Source organism: Spirulina sp. LEGE 11439 (genome assembly GCF_059821285.1).
Map to the genome: position 1 here is coordinate 1 of NZ_JCAMRX010000006.1, position 17502 is coordinate 17502.

Annotated in this window: 11 protein-coding genes; 5 read left to right on the forward strand and 6 right to left on the reverse strand. The window is 46.9% G+C overall.

Annotated features, from left to right (window positions below):
• Nucleotides 1-94: 94 nt before the first annotated feature.
• Both AC6RV6_RS05740 and AC6RV6_RS05745 read right to left on the reverse strand, forming a co-directional pair.
• A complete protein-coding gene (locus tag AC6RV6_RS05740) occupies nucleotides 95-256 on the reverse strand; it encodes a hypothetical protein (RefSeq protein ID WP_500239635.1) in 162 nt (53 codons plus the stop codon).
• A 68-nt stretch (nucleotides 257-324) separates the two neighbouring features.
• A complete protein-coding gene (locus tag AC6RV6_RS05745; RefSeq protein ID WP_500239636.1) occupies nucleotides 325-1257 on the reverse strand; it encodes a peptidoglycan-binding protein in 933 nt (310 codons plus the stop codon).
• 294 nt (nucleotides 1258-1551) lie between these two features.
• Between AC6RV6_RS05745 and AC6RV6_RS05750 the strand changes: the two genes are divergently transcribed.
• The gene (locus AC6RV6_RS05750) at nucleotides 1552-2838 is read left to right on the forward strand and encodes an RNA-guided endonuclease InsQ/TnpB family protein (RefSeq protein ID WP_500239637.1); all 1287 of its coding nucleotides are present in this window, start codon (nucleotides 1552-1554) and stop codon (nucleotides 2836-2838) included.
• Nucleotides 2839-3008: 170 nt separating this feature from the next.
• On the forward strand, nucleotides 3009-5924 hold the full coding sequence (locus tag AC6RV6_RS05755; RefSeq protein ID WP_500239638.1) for an adenylate/guanylate cyclase domain-containing protein: 2916 nt from the start codon (nucleotides 3009-3011) through the stop codon (nucleotides 5922-5924).
• Between the two features lie 29 nt (nucleotides 5925-5953).
• On the opposite strand, the gene AC6RV6_RS05760 is transcribed toward AC6RV6_RS05755, so the two are convergent.
• Nucleotides 5954-6367 carry an acyl-CoA thioesterase gene (locus AC6RV6_RS05760; protein ID WP_500239639.1) on the reverse strand — a complete coding sequence of 138 codons (414 nt, stop codon included), beginning with the start codon at nucleotides 6365-6367 and terminating at the stop codon, nucleotides 5954-5956.
• A gap of 55 nt (nucleotides 6368-6422) precedes the next feature.
• Entirely contained in the window at nucleotides 6423-10559 is a 4137-nt protein-coding gene (locus AC6RV6_RS05765) for a response regulator (protein WP_500239640.1), read from the reverse strand.
• A gap of 146 nt (nucleotides 10560-10705) precedes the next feature.
• Here AC6RV6_RS05765 and AC6RV6_RS05770 point away from each other — a divergent pair, with 146 nt between their 5' ends.
• Nucleotides 10706-12250, forward strand: a complete 1545-nt coding sequence (locus tag AC6RV6_RS05770; RefSeq protein ID WP_500239641.1) for an NAD(P)H-hydrate dehydratase — start codon at nucleotides 10706-10708, stop codon at nucleotides 12248-12250.
• A gap of 199 nt (nucleotides 12251-12449) precedes the next feature.
• Here the strand turns inward: AC6RV6_RS05770 and AC6RV6_RS05775 are convergent, their stop codons facing one another.
• Both AC6RV6_RS05775 and AC6RV6_RS05780 read right to left on the reverse strand, forming a co-directional pair.
• Nucleotides 12450-13403, reverse strand: a complete 954-nt coding sequence (locus AC6RV6_RS05775) for a protein kinase domain-containing protein (RefSeq protein WP_500239642.1) — start codon at nucleotides 13401-13403, stop codon at nucleotides 12450-12452.
• Between the two features lie 139 nt (nucleotides 13404-13542).
• Nucleotides 13543-15171, reverse strand: a complete 1629-nt coding sequence (locus AC6RV6_RS05780) for an NB-ARC domain-containing protein (RefSeq protein ID WP_500239643.1) — start codon at nucleotides 15169-15171, stop codon at nucleotides 13543-13545.
• A 414-nt stretch (nucleotides 15172-15585) separates the two neighbouring features.
• On the opposite strand from AC6RV6_RS05780, the gene bchI reads away from it, so the two are divergent.
• Nucleotides 15586-16671, forward strand: a complete 1086-nt coding sequence (bchI, locus tag AC6RV6_RS05785) for a magnesium chelatase ATPase subunit I (RefSeq protein WP_500239644.1) — start codon at nucleotides 15586-15588, stop codon at nucleotides 16669-16671.
• A gap of 34 nt (nucleotides 16672-16705) precedes the next feature.
• Nucleotides 16706-17485 carry an ABC transporter ATP-binding protein gene (locus AC6RV6_RS05790; RefSeq protein WP_500239645.1) on the forward strand — a complete coding sequence of 260 codons (780 nt, stop codon included), beginning with the start codon at nucleotides 16706-16708 and terminating at the stop codon, nucleotides 17483-17485.
• Nucleotides 17486-17502 lie beyond the last annotated feature (17 nt).

Below are 17502 nucleotides of genomic sequence, written 5' to 3' on the forward strand. Positions count from 1 at the left end.
CGATGAAGTGCGAACCGCTCCTGAATGGATTCAGTTGGATTTGTTCGGGGAATCCCCGTCTCTTTAGAGCGGGGAGGATGTCAAAGCCGTGACATTATCGGGTTTCTAGTAACCTTTGGATGCGATCGTCAATTTCTTCAACTTCGCCAATTTCTTCAACTTCAGAGAGGGAAAATTCTCTCGCCCGAGGCTGCGATCGCGTCAAAACAACAGCTAAGCATGAAGAGATGAAAAATAGTAAAAGCCAATGTTTCATTGCAAAAAAAACCAATTATCAACAAACTTGGCGCGATCGCTTGCCGATAACTGGCCTTGAATCATAAATTATCGTCGGAGAAAGCGACTTGATACATATTGTCCCGCACCAATTTGCACCCAAGAAGCATTGGGACGACCGATTTCATTGACCGTGGCATTATTGGCCAAAGTGCCGATAACCCTAGAATTCAGACTCGGGCTACTGCGGATATTCAGACGAGAGCCTCCCGTAGCAACTCGATAGCGGCCTGCAGTATTAGCGCTGACCTGACGAGTGCGAGTGCTGGTACTGGCGGCAGCCACCGACCCCCCACGCAATGCGCTCATCGTCCGAGGTCCGGCAACCCCGTCTACCGATAATCTGGCATCCCGTTGAAATTGACGCAGTGCATTCAAGGTTTGTTGTCCAAAAGTTCCGCGTCCGGCACCATTGGCACCATAACGAATGGCATAGCCGCGATTTCTTAACAGGGTTTGCAACTCAGAGACCGCACCGCCCCGAGATCCCATCGTCAAATAGCGTCCCCCCGTACTCCCGCCAGTATTGCTGCGGGCAATGCGAACGCTTGCATTCGTCGTGCGACCGCCAACCCCATTTTTTAACGCCGCAAGGGTGCGAGAACCGACAATCCCATCAGGGGTTAAACCCATTTTTTGCTGGAAGGCACGGATGGCACTTTCAGTTTGCGGTCCGAACTTCCCGCGTCCAGCACCATTCGCCCCGTAGCGAACGCTATAACCGCGATTTCTCAATAGGGTTTGCACTTCCGCGACATCATTTCCCCGCATTCCTCGCGTCATCATGCGCGCTTGTGCGGGAGCAACAGAAGTTAAAATACCGGCCACTACCGTCGCCGTTAACAAGCTCAAACACATCGAACGGCTGAAACGGCTGAGATGATTCCCAAAGGTCAATAAATCCAACTCGGGAAAATCATATTCAATGCCTTCCATCTCTTCGCGGACGAGATATCCTTGAGTATAGGCAATCGTATCCAATGTTCTTTCCTCCTCTAAATTGCAACGATCGCAGGTTTTCTTTAATTTTACCGACTCTAACTCGAAACGGCGATCGCTTTATCTCATTACCAAAGAATTCCCATGCTTCGTTACCTGAATGTTGCAAGAAGACTCCCGCTAGACCGAAGGTTAGCGGCGAGACGAGTCTTTTAAAAGGCGGACGCAGGTTCCCCCCCCGCAGCCCCTCATAAATCGCAACCCATCAAAAAGAATGAGTGCTAACAAATTCTTATAAGAACATTGCTTTTGGGTAAACTCTGTTAAAATCAAATCATGCTAGTCATCGAAGCCAAACTCAAAGGAACACAATCTCAGTATGTCCAATTAGACGAAGCCATCCGAACCGCTCAATTCATTCGGAATTCGTGCTTGCGATACTGGGAAAATCATCAAGGGGTCACCAGAAATGACCTCCAGAGGTTGTGTGCGGTACTCGCAAAAAACCAAGAAACCCCTTGGGTGAAACAGCTCAACTCTCAAGCGCGTCAAAGTTCTGCGGATCGAGCTTGGCAAGCCATCTCGCGATTTTTAACCAACTGCAAGCAGCAAAAACTAAGAAAGAAAGGCTATCCCAAGTACAAAAAATTCAACCGTTCAGTTGAATACAAAAAAACGGGATGGAAACTCTCTCCCGACCGGAAACAAATCGAATTTACCGATGGATTCAAAGCAGGAAAATTCCAACTTTGGACGAGTCGAGACTTGGTTTTCTATTCAGAACAACAAATTCAAAGAGTTCGAATTGTTAGACGTGCCGATGGCTACTACTGTCAATTTCTCATTAAATGGGAGCGAAAAGAAAAGCATGATTTTCAAGGAAACTTTGTGGGTATCGATCTGGGACTCAAAGAGTTCTATACCGATAGCCGTGGTAATACTGTAGAGAATCCCCGTTGTTTAAGAAAATCCGAGAAACGGTTAAAGAGATTGCAGCGTCGGGTTTCCAAACGACACAGAAAAGGGAAAAAACAATCGAAGCGATATCACAAAGCAAGGAAGGCATTGGCCAAACAACATCTTAAAGTCTCCAGACAGCGTAAAGACAGAGCCATAAAAGACGCTTTGGCGTTAGTGAGGTCTAACGATCTCATTGTCTATGAAGATTTAAAGATACAAAATATGGTGAGAAATCATAAGCTGGCGAAATCCATATCCGATGCTTCTTGGTATCAATTCAGACAATGGCTGCAATATTTCGCCAAAATCCACGGCATTATTTGTATTCCAGTGACTCCACATTATACGACCATTAACTGTTCGGGATGTGGCGCAAAAGTTGAGAAAACATTAAGCACTCGGACTCATCAATGTAGTCAGTGCGGGTTAGTATTAGATCGAGACTGGAATGCTGCCAAAAATATTTTAGCGAAAGGATTGCAAATTTTAGCAGAATATTTAAACAGTAGCGAAGGGCATTCGCGAACTGGGGTTAAAAACCCGAACGCTCGAGGAGAGAACGACCACTGGTTTGTTGATAGAGATATTGACAATCTAAGCCGACTCGTTGAACCGAGAACTGTGGTTTCACAGGAATCCCCCACTAGAACGCAAAGCGTTTAGTGGCGGGAGGATGTCAAACTGGAAAAGAAATCTCAATCAGGCATATTTAGGGAGTGATGGGTGTAAATCTGCATAAATGTCCGGGATACCCGAGGACTTGCTCGAAAACTCAATTGAGTATTCCTTCTCTGTGAGGGAAACATTTGATGCCAAACCCGCGCAAATTTTCAATGACTACGCCAACGCCAGCCAAGGAAAATATTTTAGTGGTTGACGATACCCCCGCCAACCTGCGCTTGCTCGTCACGATGCTCAAACAGCAAGGTTACGAAGTCCGACCCACTTTGAATGGTAAAATTGCCCTCTCTGCCGCCCGCGCAATTCCCCCGGATTTGGTCTTGCTCGATATTATGATGCCAGAGATGGACGGTTATGAAATTTGTCGCCATCTCAAAGCCGACGATCGCACTAAAGATATTCCCGTGATTTTTCTCAGTGCCTTGGACGATGCCCGAGATAAAGTGAAAGCCTTTGATGCGGGGGGAGTGGATTATATTACCAAACCCTTTCAAAAAGCCGAAGTTCTCGCTCGCATTGCCAATCAACTTCACCTGCGATCGCTACAAAAACAACTCGCCCAACAAAATCGACACTTGCAGAATTTTGGCGATCGCCTCAAGCAAATACATCGTCTCAATACCACGAGTTATTGCGATTTCACCGAACTTTTTCGAGATTATCTCGAAACCGGCTGTGAAATTTTTGGACTTCCTTTTGCCGAGATCGCTCGAATTGAAGGCGATCGCGGCTATATCGAAGCCAGTTATCAGTCGCCAGTCACCAGTCACCAGTCACCAGTTGACGAAGAAGGCGCAGAGGACAAAGAGGAAAGCGGAAAAAATCATCTTGCTTCTTTTCCCTTGGCTGAAACTTATTGCCAACTGCCCTTGATTCAGCGAACCACCGTTACCGTGAATGGTGCGAGTGTAAAAGAAGAATTGCGCGATCGTCTCTTCGATCGACAATTCCCAATCGAATCTTATATTGGTACGCCGATATGGGTGAATCAAGAAATCTACGGCATTCTCAGTTTCTATTCCTCAAAAATGTACGAGGAGGCTTTCGCGTCTCGAGATATTGAAATTATCGAATTGATGGCACAAAGCCTCGGAAAGTTCATCGCCTCTCATCAAACCGACTTGCAACGCCAGCAAGCCGAAGAAGAAGTGCAATTTCTTTTAACCCTATCTCAAGCGATTAGCAATGCCTCCGACTTCGATCGCGCTCTCGAAATTGCCCTCCGTCAAATTTGTGAGAAAACCGGTTGGATTTATGGGGAGGTTTGGCTCGAAACGGCCGATCGTTCGGCGCTCGAATGCAGTCCCAGTTGGTATCGTCGCCAGCAAAATATTGCTCCGTCCCTCAGCAAAGCGATCGATCGCTTCCGAGAATATAGCACCGCCCTCATCCTATTACCGGGAGAAGAAATCCCGGGAGACGTTTGGGCAACCGGAACACCTCAATGGAACGCCCTGTCCCCTGATAGTGAAGATCCCCTCCTGCGCGTAGAAACTGCCCGACAGAGCGGTTTCCATGCTGCGTTTAGCGTTCCCATCCTCGCGGCGGAGAATTTTGGTGGCGAAAGAACGCGAGTATTAGCCGTACTGAGCTTTTTTACCCTTGAAACCTGCGAGCAAGATATGCGCCTCAGTCATCTCGTAACTGCTGTAGCCGATCAATTGGGTAATAATTTACATCAAAAGCAAATCGAAGCCGAACAACGCGGGATGTTTGCGGCCATGACTGACTTAACGGTTATTTACGATCGCTCTGGGGTTTGTCTGAAAGTCGCACCGACCAAAACCGACCATCTTTTGGGGTCTCCCGCAGATCTTTTGGGAAAAACCTTGCCGGAAGTCATGCCCCAAGAAACAGCCGATCGCCTCCAAGAAGCTATTTGCATCACCCTCAACACCGGAGAAACTCAGCATATCGAATACGATCTGCATCTCAATAATCGCCAGATTTGGTTTGATGCCAGCGTTTCTCCTTTAGATGAAGAGAGTGCCATTATCGTCGCTCGAGATATTAGCGATCGCAAAACCACCGAACTGGCCTTACAAACCAGCGAGGCCAAAAATCAAGCCATTCTCAGAGCCATTCCCGATCTCATGTTTCGCATGAATGAGACGGGAATTTATCTGGATTATGTCAAATCGCAAGAATTCTCGAGTGTAGTTTCGCCGGAAATCGACCTCATTGGCAAAGATTCACGGGACGTTCTGCCTCGAGAAATCGCCGAGCGTCAAATTCAAGCCGCTCGAGAGGTTCTCGCAACGAAAGAACCTCAAAGCTACGAACAAGAGGTCTGGATCGGTCGCCGTTTGCAATACGAAGACATTCGTGTCGTCCCGAGCGGCACGGATGAAGTTCTCTTTATGGTGAGAGATAATAGCGATCGCAAGCGGGCAGAATTGGCACTGCGCTTGGCCAAACAACAATCCGAACGGCTTTTGCTCAATATTCTTCCCCGTTCTATTGCCGATCGCCTCAAGAAAACGACTGGAGCGATCGCGGAACAATACGACTCGGTGAGCATTCTCTTCGCCGATATTGTTGGATTTACCCCTCTTTCCGCGCAGATGTCTCCTATCGAACTGGTTGAATTACTCAATCAAATTTTCTCGGAGTTTGACAAGTTGGCGGACAAACACGGCTTAGAAAAAATTAAAACGATTGGTGATGCTTATATGGTGGTGGGCGGACTGCCAGAACGCAAACCCGGACATCTCGAAGCGATCGCGGCAATGGCTCTCGATATGCAAGCAGCTATGCCTCACTTCCAAACCCCAAAACTTGCACAGTTACGAGGCAAAAATTCCCTCGAAATTCGCATCGGCATTAGTACAGGATCTGTTGTTGCTGGGGTCATCGGGATGAAAAAGTTTATTTACGATCTGTGGGGAGATACAGTCAATGTGGCTTCCCGCATGGAAGCCCAAGGAAAACCGGGTAAAATTCAAATGACAGCCGACGCTCGCGAAACTCTCAGAGATCTCTACCGTTTTAGCGAGCAACGCAAAATTTCCGTGAAAGGAAAAGGAGAAATGATCACGTATTGGCTTTTAGGCAAAAATGAAGGATAAATAGTCTGACAGTATTCATTGATAATTGTTCATTGTTCATTGATAATTGAACCAAGGATGGGAGGCAATTGACGCATAATTTTCCAGCTATTGCGATCGACGGCAACTAAAGTAACCCGTGCAGTGAGATATAATTCTTGACTGTCTGGCGATCGGATTTCGTAATCCCAATTGAGACGAACGCCTTTCAAATTCATATTCGCTTTGACGATCGCGGACTGACCCAATTGCAAGGCTTTTCGATAGCGCATCGCCAGTTCCACCACGGGAAGATCGCACCCCGACTTGACAACATCGGCAAATTCGATGCCCAAAGAACGCAAATATTCCACTCGCGCTTCCTCCATCCAAGCCACATAAGTGCCGTGCCAAGCAATGCCAGCATAATCCGTCTGATGCGCTTGTACCCGAACGGGATAATCGAACCAAAATTCGTTGTTCATCTTTCAGCGTTCATTTTTTCCTCTTTTTTTATCCTTCATTCTTCATCCTTTCTCCTTAACTCTTTATCCTTTCTTTAAGTGCCATTTCCACTCGCTGATATTCTACGCGAATTTGCGTTAAGAGAGACCCATTAACTGTCGTGCTTCCCGATCGCCCCAAGTTTTCCAATTCCGCGCAAATCTCGGCAAATTTCGTCAGCCCCAAAGAGGCACTGCTCGATTTTAAGGTATGGGCGTGATAATAGAGTTGTTGGGCATCGTGGGTCGCGATCGCGCCCTCAATATTCGCGAGTAACTGAGGACTATCTTCACAGTAAGACTCGATCAATTCGCGAAGGAGATCGTCGGCATCCTCGCCACCAATTTCAATAAGCTCTTGCCACATCCTCTCATCGATCGCGGCGGGAACTAAGTTTTCTTCCTTGACGGTTGCCGTGGTCATAGAATCATATTTTTTTAAAGCTTCTACCAAGTTATTCACGCGAATGGGCTTGCTGACATAATCATCCATCCCTGCCTCGAGACAAGCCTCGCGATCGCCTTGCATCGCATTGGCTGTCATGGCAATAATGGTAACAGGTGAATGATGAGTAGTTCTTTCCATTTCGCGAATGTGTCGTGTTGCTTCCAAACCATCCATATCGGGCATTTGTACGTCCATAAACACCACATCATAAGGCTGGCGTTTGAGGGCTTCTAATACTTCTAGTCCATTGGCAGCAACATCGGCTCTATAGCCTAATTTTTTTAGGATATTGAGAGCAACTTTTTGGTTGACGACATTATCTTCCGCCAACAAGATTTTTAAAGGAATTTGTTCGCTTAACGGTGCGTCAAATTGAGAAGAAGACAAAGTAGATCCTCCCATTGAAGGGGATTGAGGAATTAATAAATTGATGAGAATATTATAAAGCTGAGATTGCTTAATTGGTTTGTTCAAATAGGCTGCAAAGTTAACTTTTGCGAAATCGCGATCGCTATCAAACTGTCCCATTGAAGTCAGCATGACTAACGGTAAAGTTTGGCATACGGGTAATTGACGGATACTCTCGGCTAGCATCAATCCATCCATTTCTGGCATTTGCATATCGAGAATGGCGACATCGAATTGCTCCCCTGCTTCCAGCCATGTCAGTGCTTCAGACCCCGAGGATGCCGAGCGAGAAACCATGCCAAAAGATTGCGCTTGCAGGGTTAAAACTTTGCGATTGGTGGCATTGTCATCTACGATTAATAAGCGTTTGTCTTGTAATTGCCCTTTCAGATCGCCATTTTCTACAAGAGCGATGGGAGCAACAAGGGTAAACAAAAATATCGATCCCCGTCCGACTTCACTCTCCACCCACATTTTTCCTCCCATGAGTTCCGTCAAGCGCTTGCTAATGGCGAGTCCCAACCCCGTACCGCCAAATTTTCGGGTGGTAGAGGCATCGACTTGAGAGAAAGGTTTAAAAAGACGATTGAGGCGATCGGGAGGAATACCAATACCTGTATCTTTAACGGCAAATTCAATTTCACACTGCTCTTTATGGGGATTATCACAACGAACAGAGACAACGATCTCTCCTTCTTGGGTAAACTTGACTGCATTGCCCAACAAATTTACCAACACTTGCCGCAAGCGCGTCACATCTCCCACGATCGCCTTGGGGGTTTGCGGCTCAAATAAATAGGCCAGTTCGAGATTTTTCTCTGCCGCTCGGGTGGAGAGCAAATCTAAGGATTCTTCAATACATTGCCGCAGGTTGAAGGGGTGTTCTTCAAGCTCTAATTTACCGGATTCGATTTTCGAGAAGTCGAGAATGTCGTTAATCAGGGTCAGCAAGGCATCGCCGCTACTGCGAATGATTTCGGCAAAATCTCGCTGTTGGGTGGTTAAGTCTGTATCGAGAATCAATCCTGTCATACCGATAACGGCATTCATGGGGGTACGAATTTCGTGGCTCATGGTGGCGAGAAATTCGCTTTTGGCGCGATTGGCAATTTCAGCTTCTTCTTTGGCTTTTCGCATGGCCGTTTCTGCTTGTTTTTGTTCGGTAATATCGGTCATGGTGCCAACGAGTCGATAAGCATTGTCTTCCTTATTGCCTTCCTCGTCTCGCAAGCATTTTCCTTTGGCCAAAAACCAGCGATATTCACCATTGCGATGCTGTAAGCGATGAATATTTTCGTAGAGAGGAGTTGTGCCATTAAGGTGATCGCGAACATTTTGTAGCGCGGCTTCTAAATCGTCCGGATGAACGCGATCGCTCCACGTTGCCAGTTCGTTAGGTAGAGGATCGTCTTCATAGCCCACAATTCGCATCCATGACGGTGAATAATACACTTCATCGGTGCGTAGATCCCAATCCCAGATCCCGTCATTGGTTCCGGAAATGGCCAGATCGAAGCGTTCTTTTTGCTCTCGCAATGAGGCTTCGATATCTTGGCGGCGGACAATTTCTTCGTTCAAGTTATCATTCAGTCGCGAAAGCTCTCGGGTGCGTCGGGTGACGCGATGTTCGAGGGTTTCGTTGGCTTGTTGCAATTCGCCAAACATCTCGGCAAGGGCGACTACCATCAATTGAAAATTACTGGCAAGGGCGCTAATTTCGCTGATACGAGATTGAGGGAAGCGATCGATCTGCAAATGTCCCTTCAATTTTTGCGGGATATCCGTGGTGACGGCAGTTAATGTTTTTACAGGGGCGACCAAGCGTTGACTGACGAGAATGGCAATGAAGAGGGCGAGAATGGCGATGAAGAGAACGAAAGCCAAAGTTTCGATATAGAGCCATTCTAAGCGATCGATATAGGGCTGGGCGGGAATTTCGACGATGAGCTTCCAAGGTAAATCTTCAGAGATCTCGACTTCTCGGACGAAACGGGATTTGCGCCAGCGTACCATATCGGGTAATCCTGAAGTGTTTGGCAGCCATTGAAAAATATTCTCGGTATTTTCGACGGAACGCACGATTCCCCCTTCGCGCCAATTGAAAGCAGTCATGGTTTCGCGTTCGGTGTAAGAACTAGCGATCGTGCGAGTTTGACCGTCTAATAGGGTAGCTTTCAGGCGATCGTTGGCGATGCTGGCTTCTAAAACCGTGGCAATTTCTTTTAACTCTAGGGAACCATAAGCTAATCCGTTCCACTGGTTGTTAACAAGGATGGGAATGCTGATGCCTACGTGAGGAGTGCTATTGGCTTTATCGCCATGAACATCAGTAAAAAAAGGTTCTAAGGTCGTTTTCGCTGTTTTCCAATTGGTTTTGTGGGCAATATTGCCACCGATAACGGTTTCTCCGGCTTCATTGGTGGTTGGAGCGGCAACAATAATTGTACCGTCTGCATTGGTGGCATAAAGTTTAAGGAAAAAAGGAAAGGCTTCTTTAATTGCTGTTGTACTGCGTTGCAATTCTTCTTGAGGTGAATCTGGTAATTCGCCAATAGTTTTAGCAAGGGCTTGCACGCCGTTAAAATGCTGTTGATACCAGCGAGTAAATTCTGTGACTAAAGGTGTTGCTGTGGCTTCCAATTCGATTTTAATTTCTCGTTCGAGGGTATTGAGCGTTTCTCGTCCGTTTAAGATAGTGAGTAATAACGTGGGCAAGAAAACAAATGTAATAAGAAGAATAAAAATAGTCTGGTGAAAGGAAATTCCTTGTTTTAAGTGTGGATTTTTATTGAGTCTAGTTTGGGTTTTATAAGGAAGTTTATTAAAGGGAAAATAGGTTACGAGAAGATAGGCCACGATCGCGTTAAAAATTCCGTTAGTCGATTGTTTGAGAGCAATCAGAATCGTGCCGTTGATGGGAACATGTAAAACAATGCTATAAAAGAAGCTGACGAGAGGAATCCCTCCACACAGCCAGTACATCCCGTCGAGAAAAACTAGATTTTGCCTAGTGCGACGCATCAAGATTGCGACAAAAAGTGCTTCACAGGTAAAAATAACAATAGCGTAGGGGTGACTCCATAATAAATAAGTCAAACTACTGGCAATGAGACTGGCGATCGCGCTCCAAAATGGACCATAAAAATAAGCGGCAATTAAAACAGCAATACTGCCAAATAAAAAATCAATGCTAAAAAAGAGCGTGAGGTGAAAATAATTCCCGAAATACCCAGCAATAATTAGTAAAATTAGTATGATGAATGCCTGCCACGAAGAGGGGAAGCGAAACATCTTAGGAATTCGATTGAAAAAATTCATTATGAGGAATGAGTAACAGAATGAGAACGACTCGGAATTCAACCGTAATATTTTGATATTTTATATTTTACCCGCTCTCTTCTAGGATTTATCGCTCGCTCGATCGGCGTAAAATTGAGAAAACGTAAATTATCGGAATATGATTTATGCCTCACGATTCCTTACCGTTCGAGCAATGCTTCACTATCGCACAAATTGTTGTTACCTCAGACCAAATGCGTCAAATTGAAGGACGAATATTGGCTGCGGGAATGCCGGTTGCGGCATTAATGGAAAAGGTTGCGGGAACGATCGCGCAAAACATTATTGCTCTCTATCCGCGATCGACTTGCGATCGCGTTGGTATTTTAGCGGGTCCCGGTCACAATGGTGGCGATGCGTTAGTGGTGGCACGAGAATTATATTTGCAAGGTTATGATGTTTGCATTTATGCGCCTTTTGATAAGTTAAAAGAATTAACAGCTAATCATGCTCGCTATGCAGCCAGTTTAGGCATTCCCTCTCATTCTCAAATTGAATCTTTAGGCGATCGCCAAATTATTATTGATGGGTTATTCGGTTTCGGTTTAACGCGAGAACTTTCTGGAGAAATTGCACGATCGGTCAACTGGATTAATGAAAGCGGTAAACCCGTAGTGAGTATCGATCTCCCTTCCGGTATTCATACGGATACAGGAGCCGTTTTAGGAATTGCCCTTCGGGCAACCCATACCTTTTGTTTGGGATTATGGAAATTAGCATTCTTTCAAGACTGCGCTTTAGAATACTTTGGTGAAGCATCTCTACTCGAGTTTGGTATTCCGATAGCAGATGTCAAGGCAATTCTTTCCGAATGCCCTCCCATTCAGCGATTGACAAAAACCCTAGCATCCGCAATCTTACCCCGAAAACGTCCTCTCGTCACCCATAAATACAAACAGGGGCATTTACTGCTCGTATGCGGGTCGAAACGCTATGCAGGGGCAGCAATACTCACGGGTTTGGGGGCAAGAGCGAGTGGGGTGGGAATGCTGTCAATCGCCGTTCCGGAATCCTTGCGTTTAATGGTCGTTTCCCATTTACCCGAAGCCTTAATTATTGGCTGTCCGGAAACGGAAGAGGGGGCGATCGCCGCGTTACCTTTGACTCATTTAGAAGCATTTGACGCGATCGCCTGCGGCCCCGGACTGACCCGCGAACCTATATCTCTGGTTGAGAGAGTTTTACAAGTTCCCCAGCCTTTAATTTTAGATGCGGATGGTTTAAATATTTTGGCAGCAATGGAAACCATTTTCCTGCTCTCTCAACGAAAAGTTCCCACCATCCTTACTCCTCATATCGGTGAATTTAAGCGACTTTTTCCCCGTATTTTCCCTGAAAATACCATTGCAGCCGCCCGAGAAGCCGCGCAACAAAGCGGGGCGATTATTCTCTTAAAGGGAGCGAGAACGTCGATCGCTTCCCCGAATGGTTCCCTCTGGGTGATTCCCGATAGTACGCCAGCTTTGGCACGAGGAGGAAGTGGAGATGTACTGACGGGGTTAATGGGAGGTTTGACGGCGGTTTTAGCGAACTCCGAGAAACCTTTAGAACTGGTGGCAGCAACTGCCGCATGGTGGCACGCTCGAGGGGGAATTTTAGCGGCAAAAGAGCGTACTGAATTCGGTGTAGATCCTTTAACTCTCACAAATTTTCTTTCGCGATGTTTCTGAACTCAAAATATTCACTGATATTTTTGTGCTTTTTTGAGCCTCTAAATTTTTCGGATTTTAAGACAAATATCCAGTGCGTATTGTGATGCTAAAACAAAAAGTAATAAAAACAGAAGGCGATCGCAAATTGCGATCGCCTTCTTCACACACAAGATAGCAATATACACACAGACCCGATCTCTGCTATTCGATCTCTAAATTACGCGATCGCCGGCCAAGAAGCACTGGCGAAACGTTTTTCAGAAATCGAAGGAATTGTCACTAGTGGCTGCAGGCGTTCTAAAATCGCCATCACACTAGCTGGACGTTCCCTGACTAAAGGCGCGATAAGATCGTCAATCAGCGCAGCGAACTGAGGATTTAACCCCGAGACTCGCTCTTGCCAGATTAATCGTCCCTCCCACTCGGGTAAATTGGTGGGGGTTTGTCCTGTCAGGAGATGAACCATTGTCCGTCCTAACCCATACAAATCCGATTGTATGACCGCGTTGCCGCGTTCCTGTTCCGGAGCCATATAATTTGGCGTTCCCGCTCGGGTGCGATCTGCTCGGGCATTTCCCACAATGCCAAAGTCGATCAAGGCGAGCTTCCCGTCCGGCTGCAACATGATATTAGAAGGTTTAATATCTCGATGCAATAAGCCGCGCTCGTGAATGAAGGCCAAAATCTCGGCAAGTTGGATCGACCACGCGATCGCTTGGTAATGGGCGATCGCCCCGGTTTTCTCCACTGCCTCGGCTAAATTGAACCCTGGGATTTTTTCCATTACCAAACAGCGAAACGGCTTGAGGGTATGGGGAAAAGAGACGGTAAAACTACCCACCGATTCCACTTTCGGGATACGTGGATGTCTCAACCAAATCAACGTCCGCGCCTCTTCCTCAAACAATTGGGACAAGGGCGAGCTATTTGATTTGAGAATTTTGAGAACTTTTTTCGTACCCATGTGTTCCGGTTCTAAACTCCAGTCCTCGACCTCATAAATATCCGTGGCATGGCTTGGCGACAGGTCTCGCAAGGGGCGAAGGGCGCGATAGCGATGGTTAATCAATAACCGCGTGCCGCAGGCTTCGCATTCTTCAAGTTGCTCCGGGTTGGGGTGATGACAATCGGGATTAATGCAGTGGTTAATAGCAGGATCTAAAGCATTCATGGCTGAATGTGCCGCACAGAAATTGCGACTCGTCTAGTTTGCGTGTAAGACCAGAGGCAAGAAGCCTCTCTACAGAAGCTCTGGCTCAAATCGATCTTTTTATGCAAAATGGAACGAGTTGTCACAATTCTTTACAGCCTTAATTCGCCGCCGGCTCCAGATTCAGTTCGCCAAGCAGATTGAGAATATTATCGATGGAGTAGCCAACTTCCAAGGGGAATTTGTCCTCGAGCAGGACTTGAATTTTGCTAAGACGCTCGCTGAGACGGCGATCGCTGCGGAACATCCGCAACAAACGTTCTTTCACGGGCTTGAGCAACATATTTTCCTGCAAGGTTCGCAGTTCGCTGTCCTCTTCATCCACTTTCAACAAGGCGTGAGAGCGGAAGGTTTTCACTTTGTCGAGTTTCTGGGTGCGGCTGAGTTCGACGATTTCCGCGCAAATCTGCTCGACCAACTGTTGGGTAATGTATTCCATCACCACGGGTTGCAGGGCAAACACGGCACCGCCATCCTCTTGGCTCTTCTCGATCAAAGAACGGCGTTTCAAGGATTCAAGGGCTTCAAAGAGATCTTTCGGAGGCAATGGCAGGAGAATATCGTTTTGCAACTGTTCCATCGAAGCGGGGAAACGCTCGATCGCCAGCCAATAAACGATTTCTCGCTCCAATTCCGACAAGCGCGAGAGTTGCTGTTCGAGCAAACTATCAATATCGCCGAAAACGAGAGTATTTTGCTTGAGGAACTCTTTAACGCTACCGCCGAACAGTTCCTTGATGGTGGTGGCCACAATTTTTAGCGCCAAAGGATTGCCGCGATAGAGGTCCACTAAATCCCCCCATTTTTTCTTCTCTTCGGCTTTATCGTCGAGACCTTTCACCTTAAAGATTTCCGACGCATCTTCTGCTTGCAAACCATCAAGGGTCATGGTGCGAACGGGAGTATTATTCCCGGCCCGCAGGGCAATTTCCCGAGGGGTTTCCAAACTGGTGAGAACCACGCAACTTTGGTGGGTTTCTTCGGCCAAGCGTCGGAAGAAATCGCCATAATTGCGATAGCCGTCGCGATATTGACCGGCCAATTCTGCGGGGCTGAGGATGGCATCGACGCGATCCAAAACGAGCAAGCATTGGCGATCGCGCAACACCTTAATCAAGTGAGAGATCTTCTCGTCAAGAGGATCCGAGAGAATCGAGCGAGCGGGACGGGCAAGAGTTCGCAGTAAATCCGTAAGCAATTCCGACAGGGAAGGAGCTTGACGGAGCGATCGCCAAACCACACAATCGAATTCTTCTTCGGACTGTTTGGCCAGTTTCACGGAAAGGGAAGTTTTGCCGATTCCTCCCATACCCAACAGGGCGAGAATACGACAATCTTCCTCGATCATTGAGGTGGTTGCGGTTTGTAACTCGTCTTCGCGACCGTAAAAAATGGAGACATCGGGAGCTTGTCCCCAATCTCGCACAGGTTTGCTGGGGTCGGTCTTGGGTTCGAGATCGTCTCCGCCGCGAGCCTCTTTCATGCGGTGACGTTCGACGAGAATTTGTTGGAGCTTGGCAAGTTTGCCAGGACCGGCGCCGGAGATGTGAAACTTTTTGTAAATTTCACCCAAGCGCTTGCGAGCGGCAGCCGCTTGAATATTGAGTCGTGCGGCAATTTCTGCATTGGAAACCCCTTGAATGGCAAGGGACAAAACTTCCAATTCAGCATCGGTCACGCCGTACTCATCGGCGATTTCTTGGAGAAAATCAGGTGGAATGATAGTCATGGGACAATCAACAAACTAAATAACTAACTCGATAAGTAAACTTTCTTTCCTCTACTCACCTAATGTTAAGATATTAAGTCGAGTGGGAAAGATAAGACTACAATCTTAACATCATCATAGCGAATTTTTAATTCTGTCAACTTTTTTTGTTGTTAACCTTAGTGAGAGGAAATACGCATATTCTTACTCTCAGTTTCGGCCAATTGACAATTGACGAAACTCTCGATGCAACCTAAAACCTTCATGAAATGAGGCATAGATAGTCTACGAGAAAATACTGAACAGAGTTAGAATGGCTTTTAGCTTCTCATCTTTGAGCGATCGCGACAACGAGGCGTTAATATAAATAAACATTTGCATGCTCTGCAAACCTGTAGTTAATCTTGCACTTTGGCCTGAGAAGTATAAAGTTTTATGACCGCAACCGTTGCTCCACCGCCACAACCCACCCAGACCCGCCGTGTTGTTTTTCCTTTTACCGCCATTGTCGGCCAAGAGGAAATGAAGCTCGCCCTCTTGCTCAACGCCATCGATCCCAAAATTGGTGGGGTCATGATCATGGGCGATCGCGGGACGGGGAAATCGACCACTATTCGCGCTCTCGCCGAATTGCTGCCGGAAATCGAAATTGTTGAAAACGATCCCTTTAATAGCGACCCCCAAGATCCGGATTTAATGAGCGAAGAGCTGCGAGGAGCGATCGCGAAAGGTCAGACCTTTGCCACCATCCGCAAAAAGGTTGCGATGGTGGATTTGCCTCTCGGGGCGACGGAAGATCGGGTTTGCGGCACCATTGATATTGAAAAAGCCCTCTCAGAAGGCGTGAAAGCCTTTGAACCCGGTTTGCTGGCTAAAGCCAATCGCGGGATTCTCTATGTTGATGAAGTCAATCTTCTCGACGATCACCTCGTAGATGTTCTCCTCGATTCTGCTGCCAGTGGTTGGAATACAGTAGAACGAGAAGGGATTTCCATTCGTCATCCCGCTCGTTTTGTCTTAGTCGGGTCAGGAAACCCAGAAGAAGGGGAATTGCGGCCTCAACTTCTCGATCGCTTTGGCATGCACGCCGAAATTCATACGGTGAAAGAGCCAGCTTTACGAGTAAAAATCGTCGAACAGCGATCGCAATTCGATCGCGATCCGCAAACTTTTTGCGCCCAATATCAAAGCGAACAAGATAGCTTGCAGGAGAAATTAGTCAACGCGCAAAATTATCTCAAGCGCGTTGATATCGATTATGATTTGCGGGTCAAAATTTCGGAAGTTTGCTCGGAATTAGACGTGGATGGCTTGCGCGGAGATATCGTTACCAACCGCGCGGCCAAAGCCTTGGCTGCTTTTGAAGGACGCGAAGAAGCAACCGTAGAAGATATTCGCCGCGTCGTGGTCTTGTCCTTGCGCCATCGCCTGCGAAAAGACCCTCTCGAGTCCATTGATTCTGGATATAAAGTCACCAAAGCCTTTAATCGAGTTTTTGGGATCGCGGAAGGAGAAGAATAGGGAGTTAATCATTCATTGATAATTGCTCATTGAAATGGATCCCATTATCGAACTGAGAAAAGTCAGCAAATCTTTCGGCAATAGCGTTGTTCTCGACGAGATCGATCTCAGCATTTATCCCGGTAAAGCACTCGTTGTCATCGGACCTTCAGGGGCGGGAAAATCCACCATTTTACGGATTATTGCGGGTTTGCTTAACCCCGATGCAGGAGAAATCTATATTGCCGGACAGAAGCGAACGGGATTAATTGAAGACAGTCCCGATCCCATTGCGATTAGCATGGTGTTTCAGCAGGCTGCTCTTTTTGACTCCCTCACCGTTGAAGAAAACGTCGGTTTTACCCTCTTGCAACACTCGAATTTAGATCGAGAAACCATTAGCCATTTAGTGGAAGAAAAATTAGGTATGGTGGGATTGAGTGGTATTAGCGATCGCTATCCCGCTCAACTTTCTGGGGGAATGCGAAAGCGGGTCAGTTTCGCTCGAGCGATTATGGCCAATCCCGAAAATCCTCAAGATAGTCCCGATGTCATTCTCTACGACGAACCTACTGCCGGTTTAGATCCCATTGCTTCAACAACGATCGAAAATTTGGTCCGCCAACTACAGCGACAAGAAGAAATTTGCGGCACCTATGTCATGGTTTCCCACCAAGAAAGCACCATTCGCCGAACCGCCGATCGCGTGGCCTTTCTTTATGATGGTAAACTAAGCTGGGAAGGCAGCATTACCGAAATCGATACGACCGATAATCCCTTCGTGCGACAATTTTTTAGCGCGAGTTTAGAAGGACCAATTCGAGTGGTGAATTGAATTTGTTATAGAGAGGA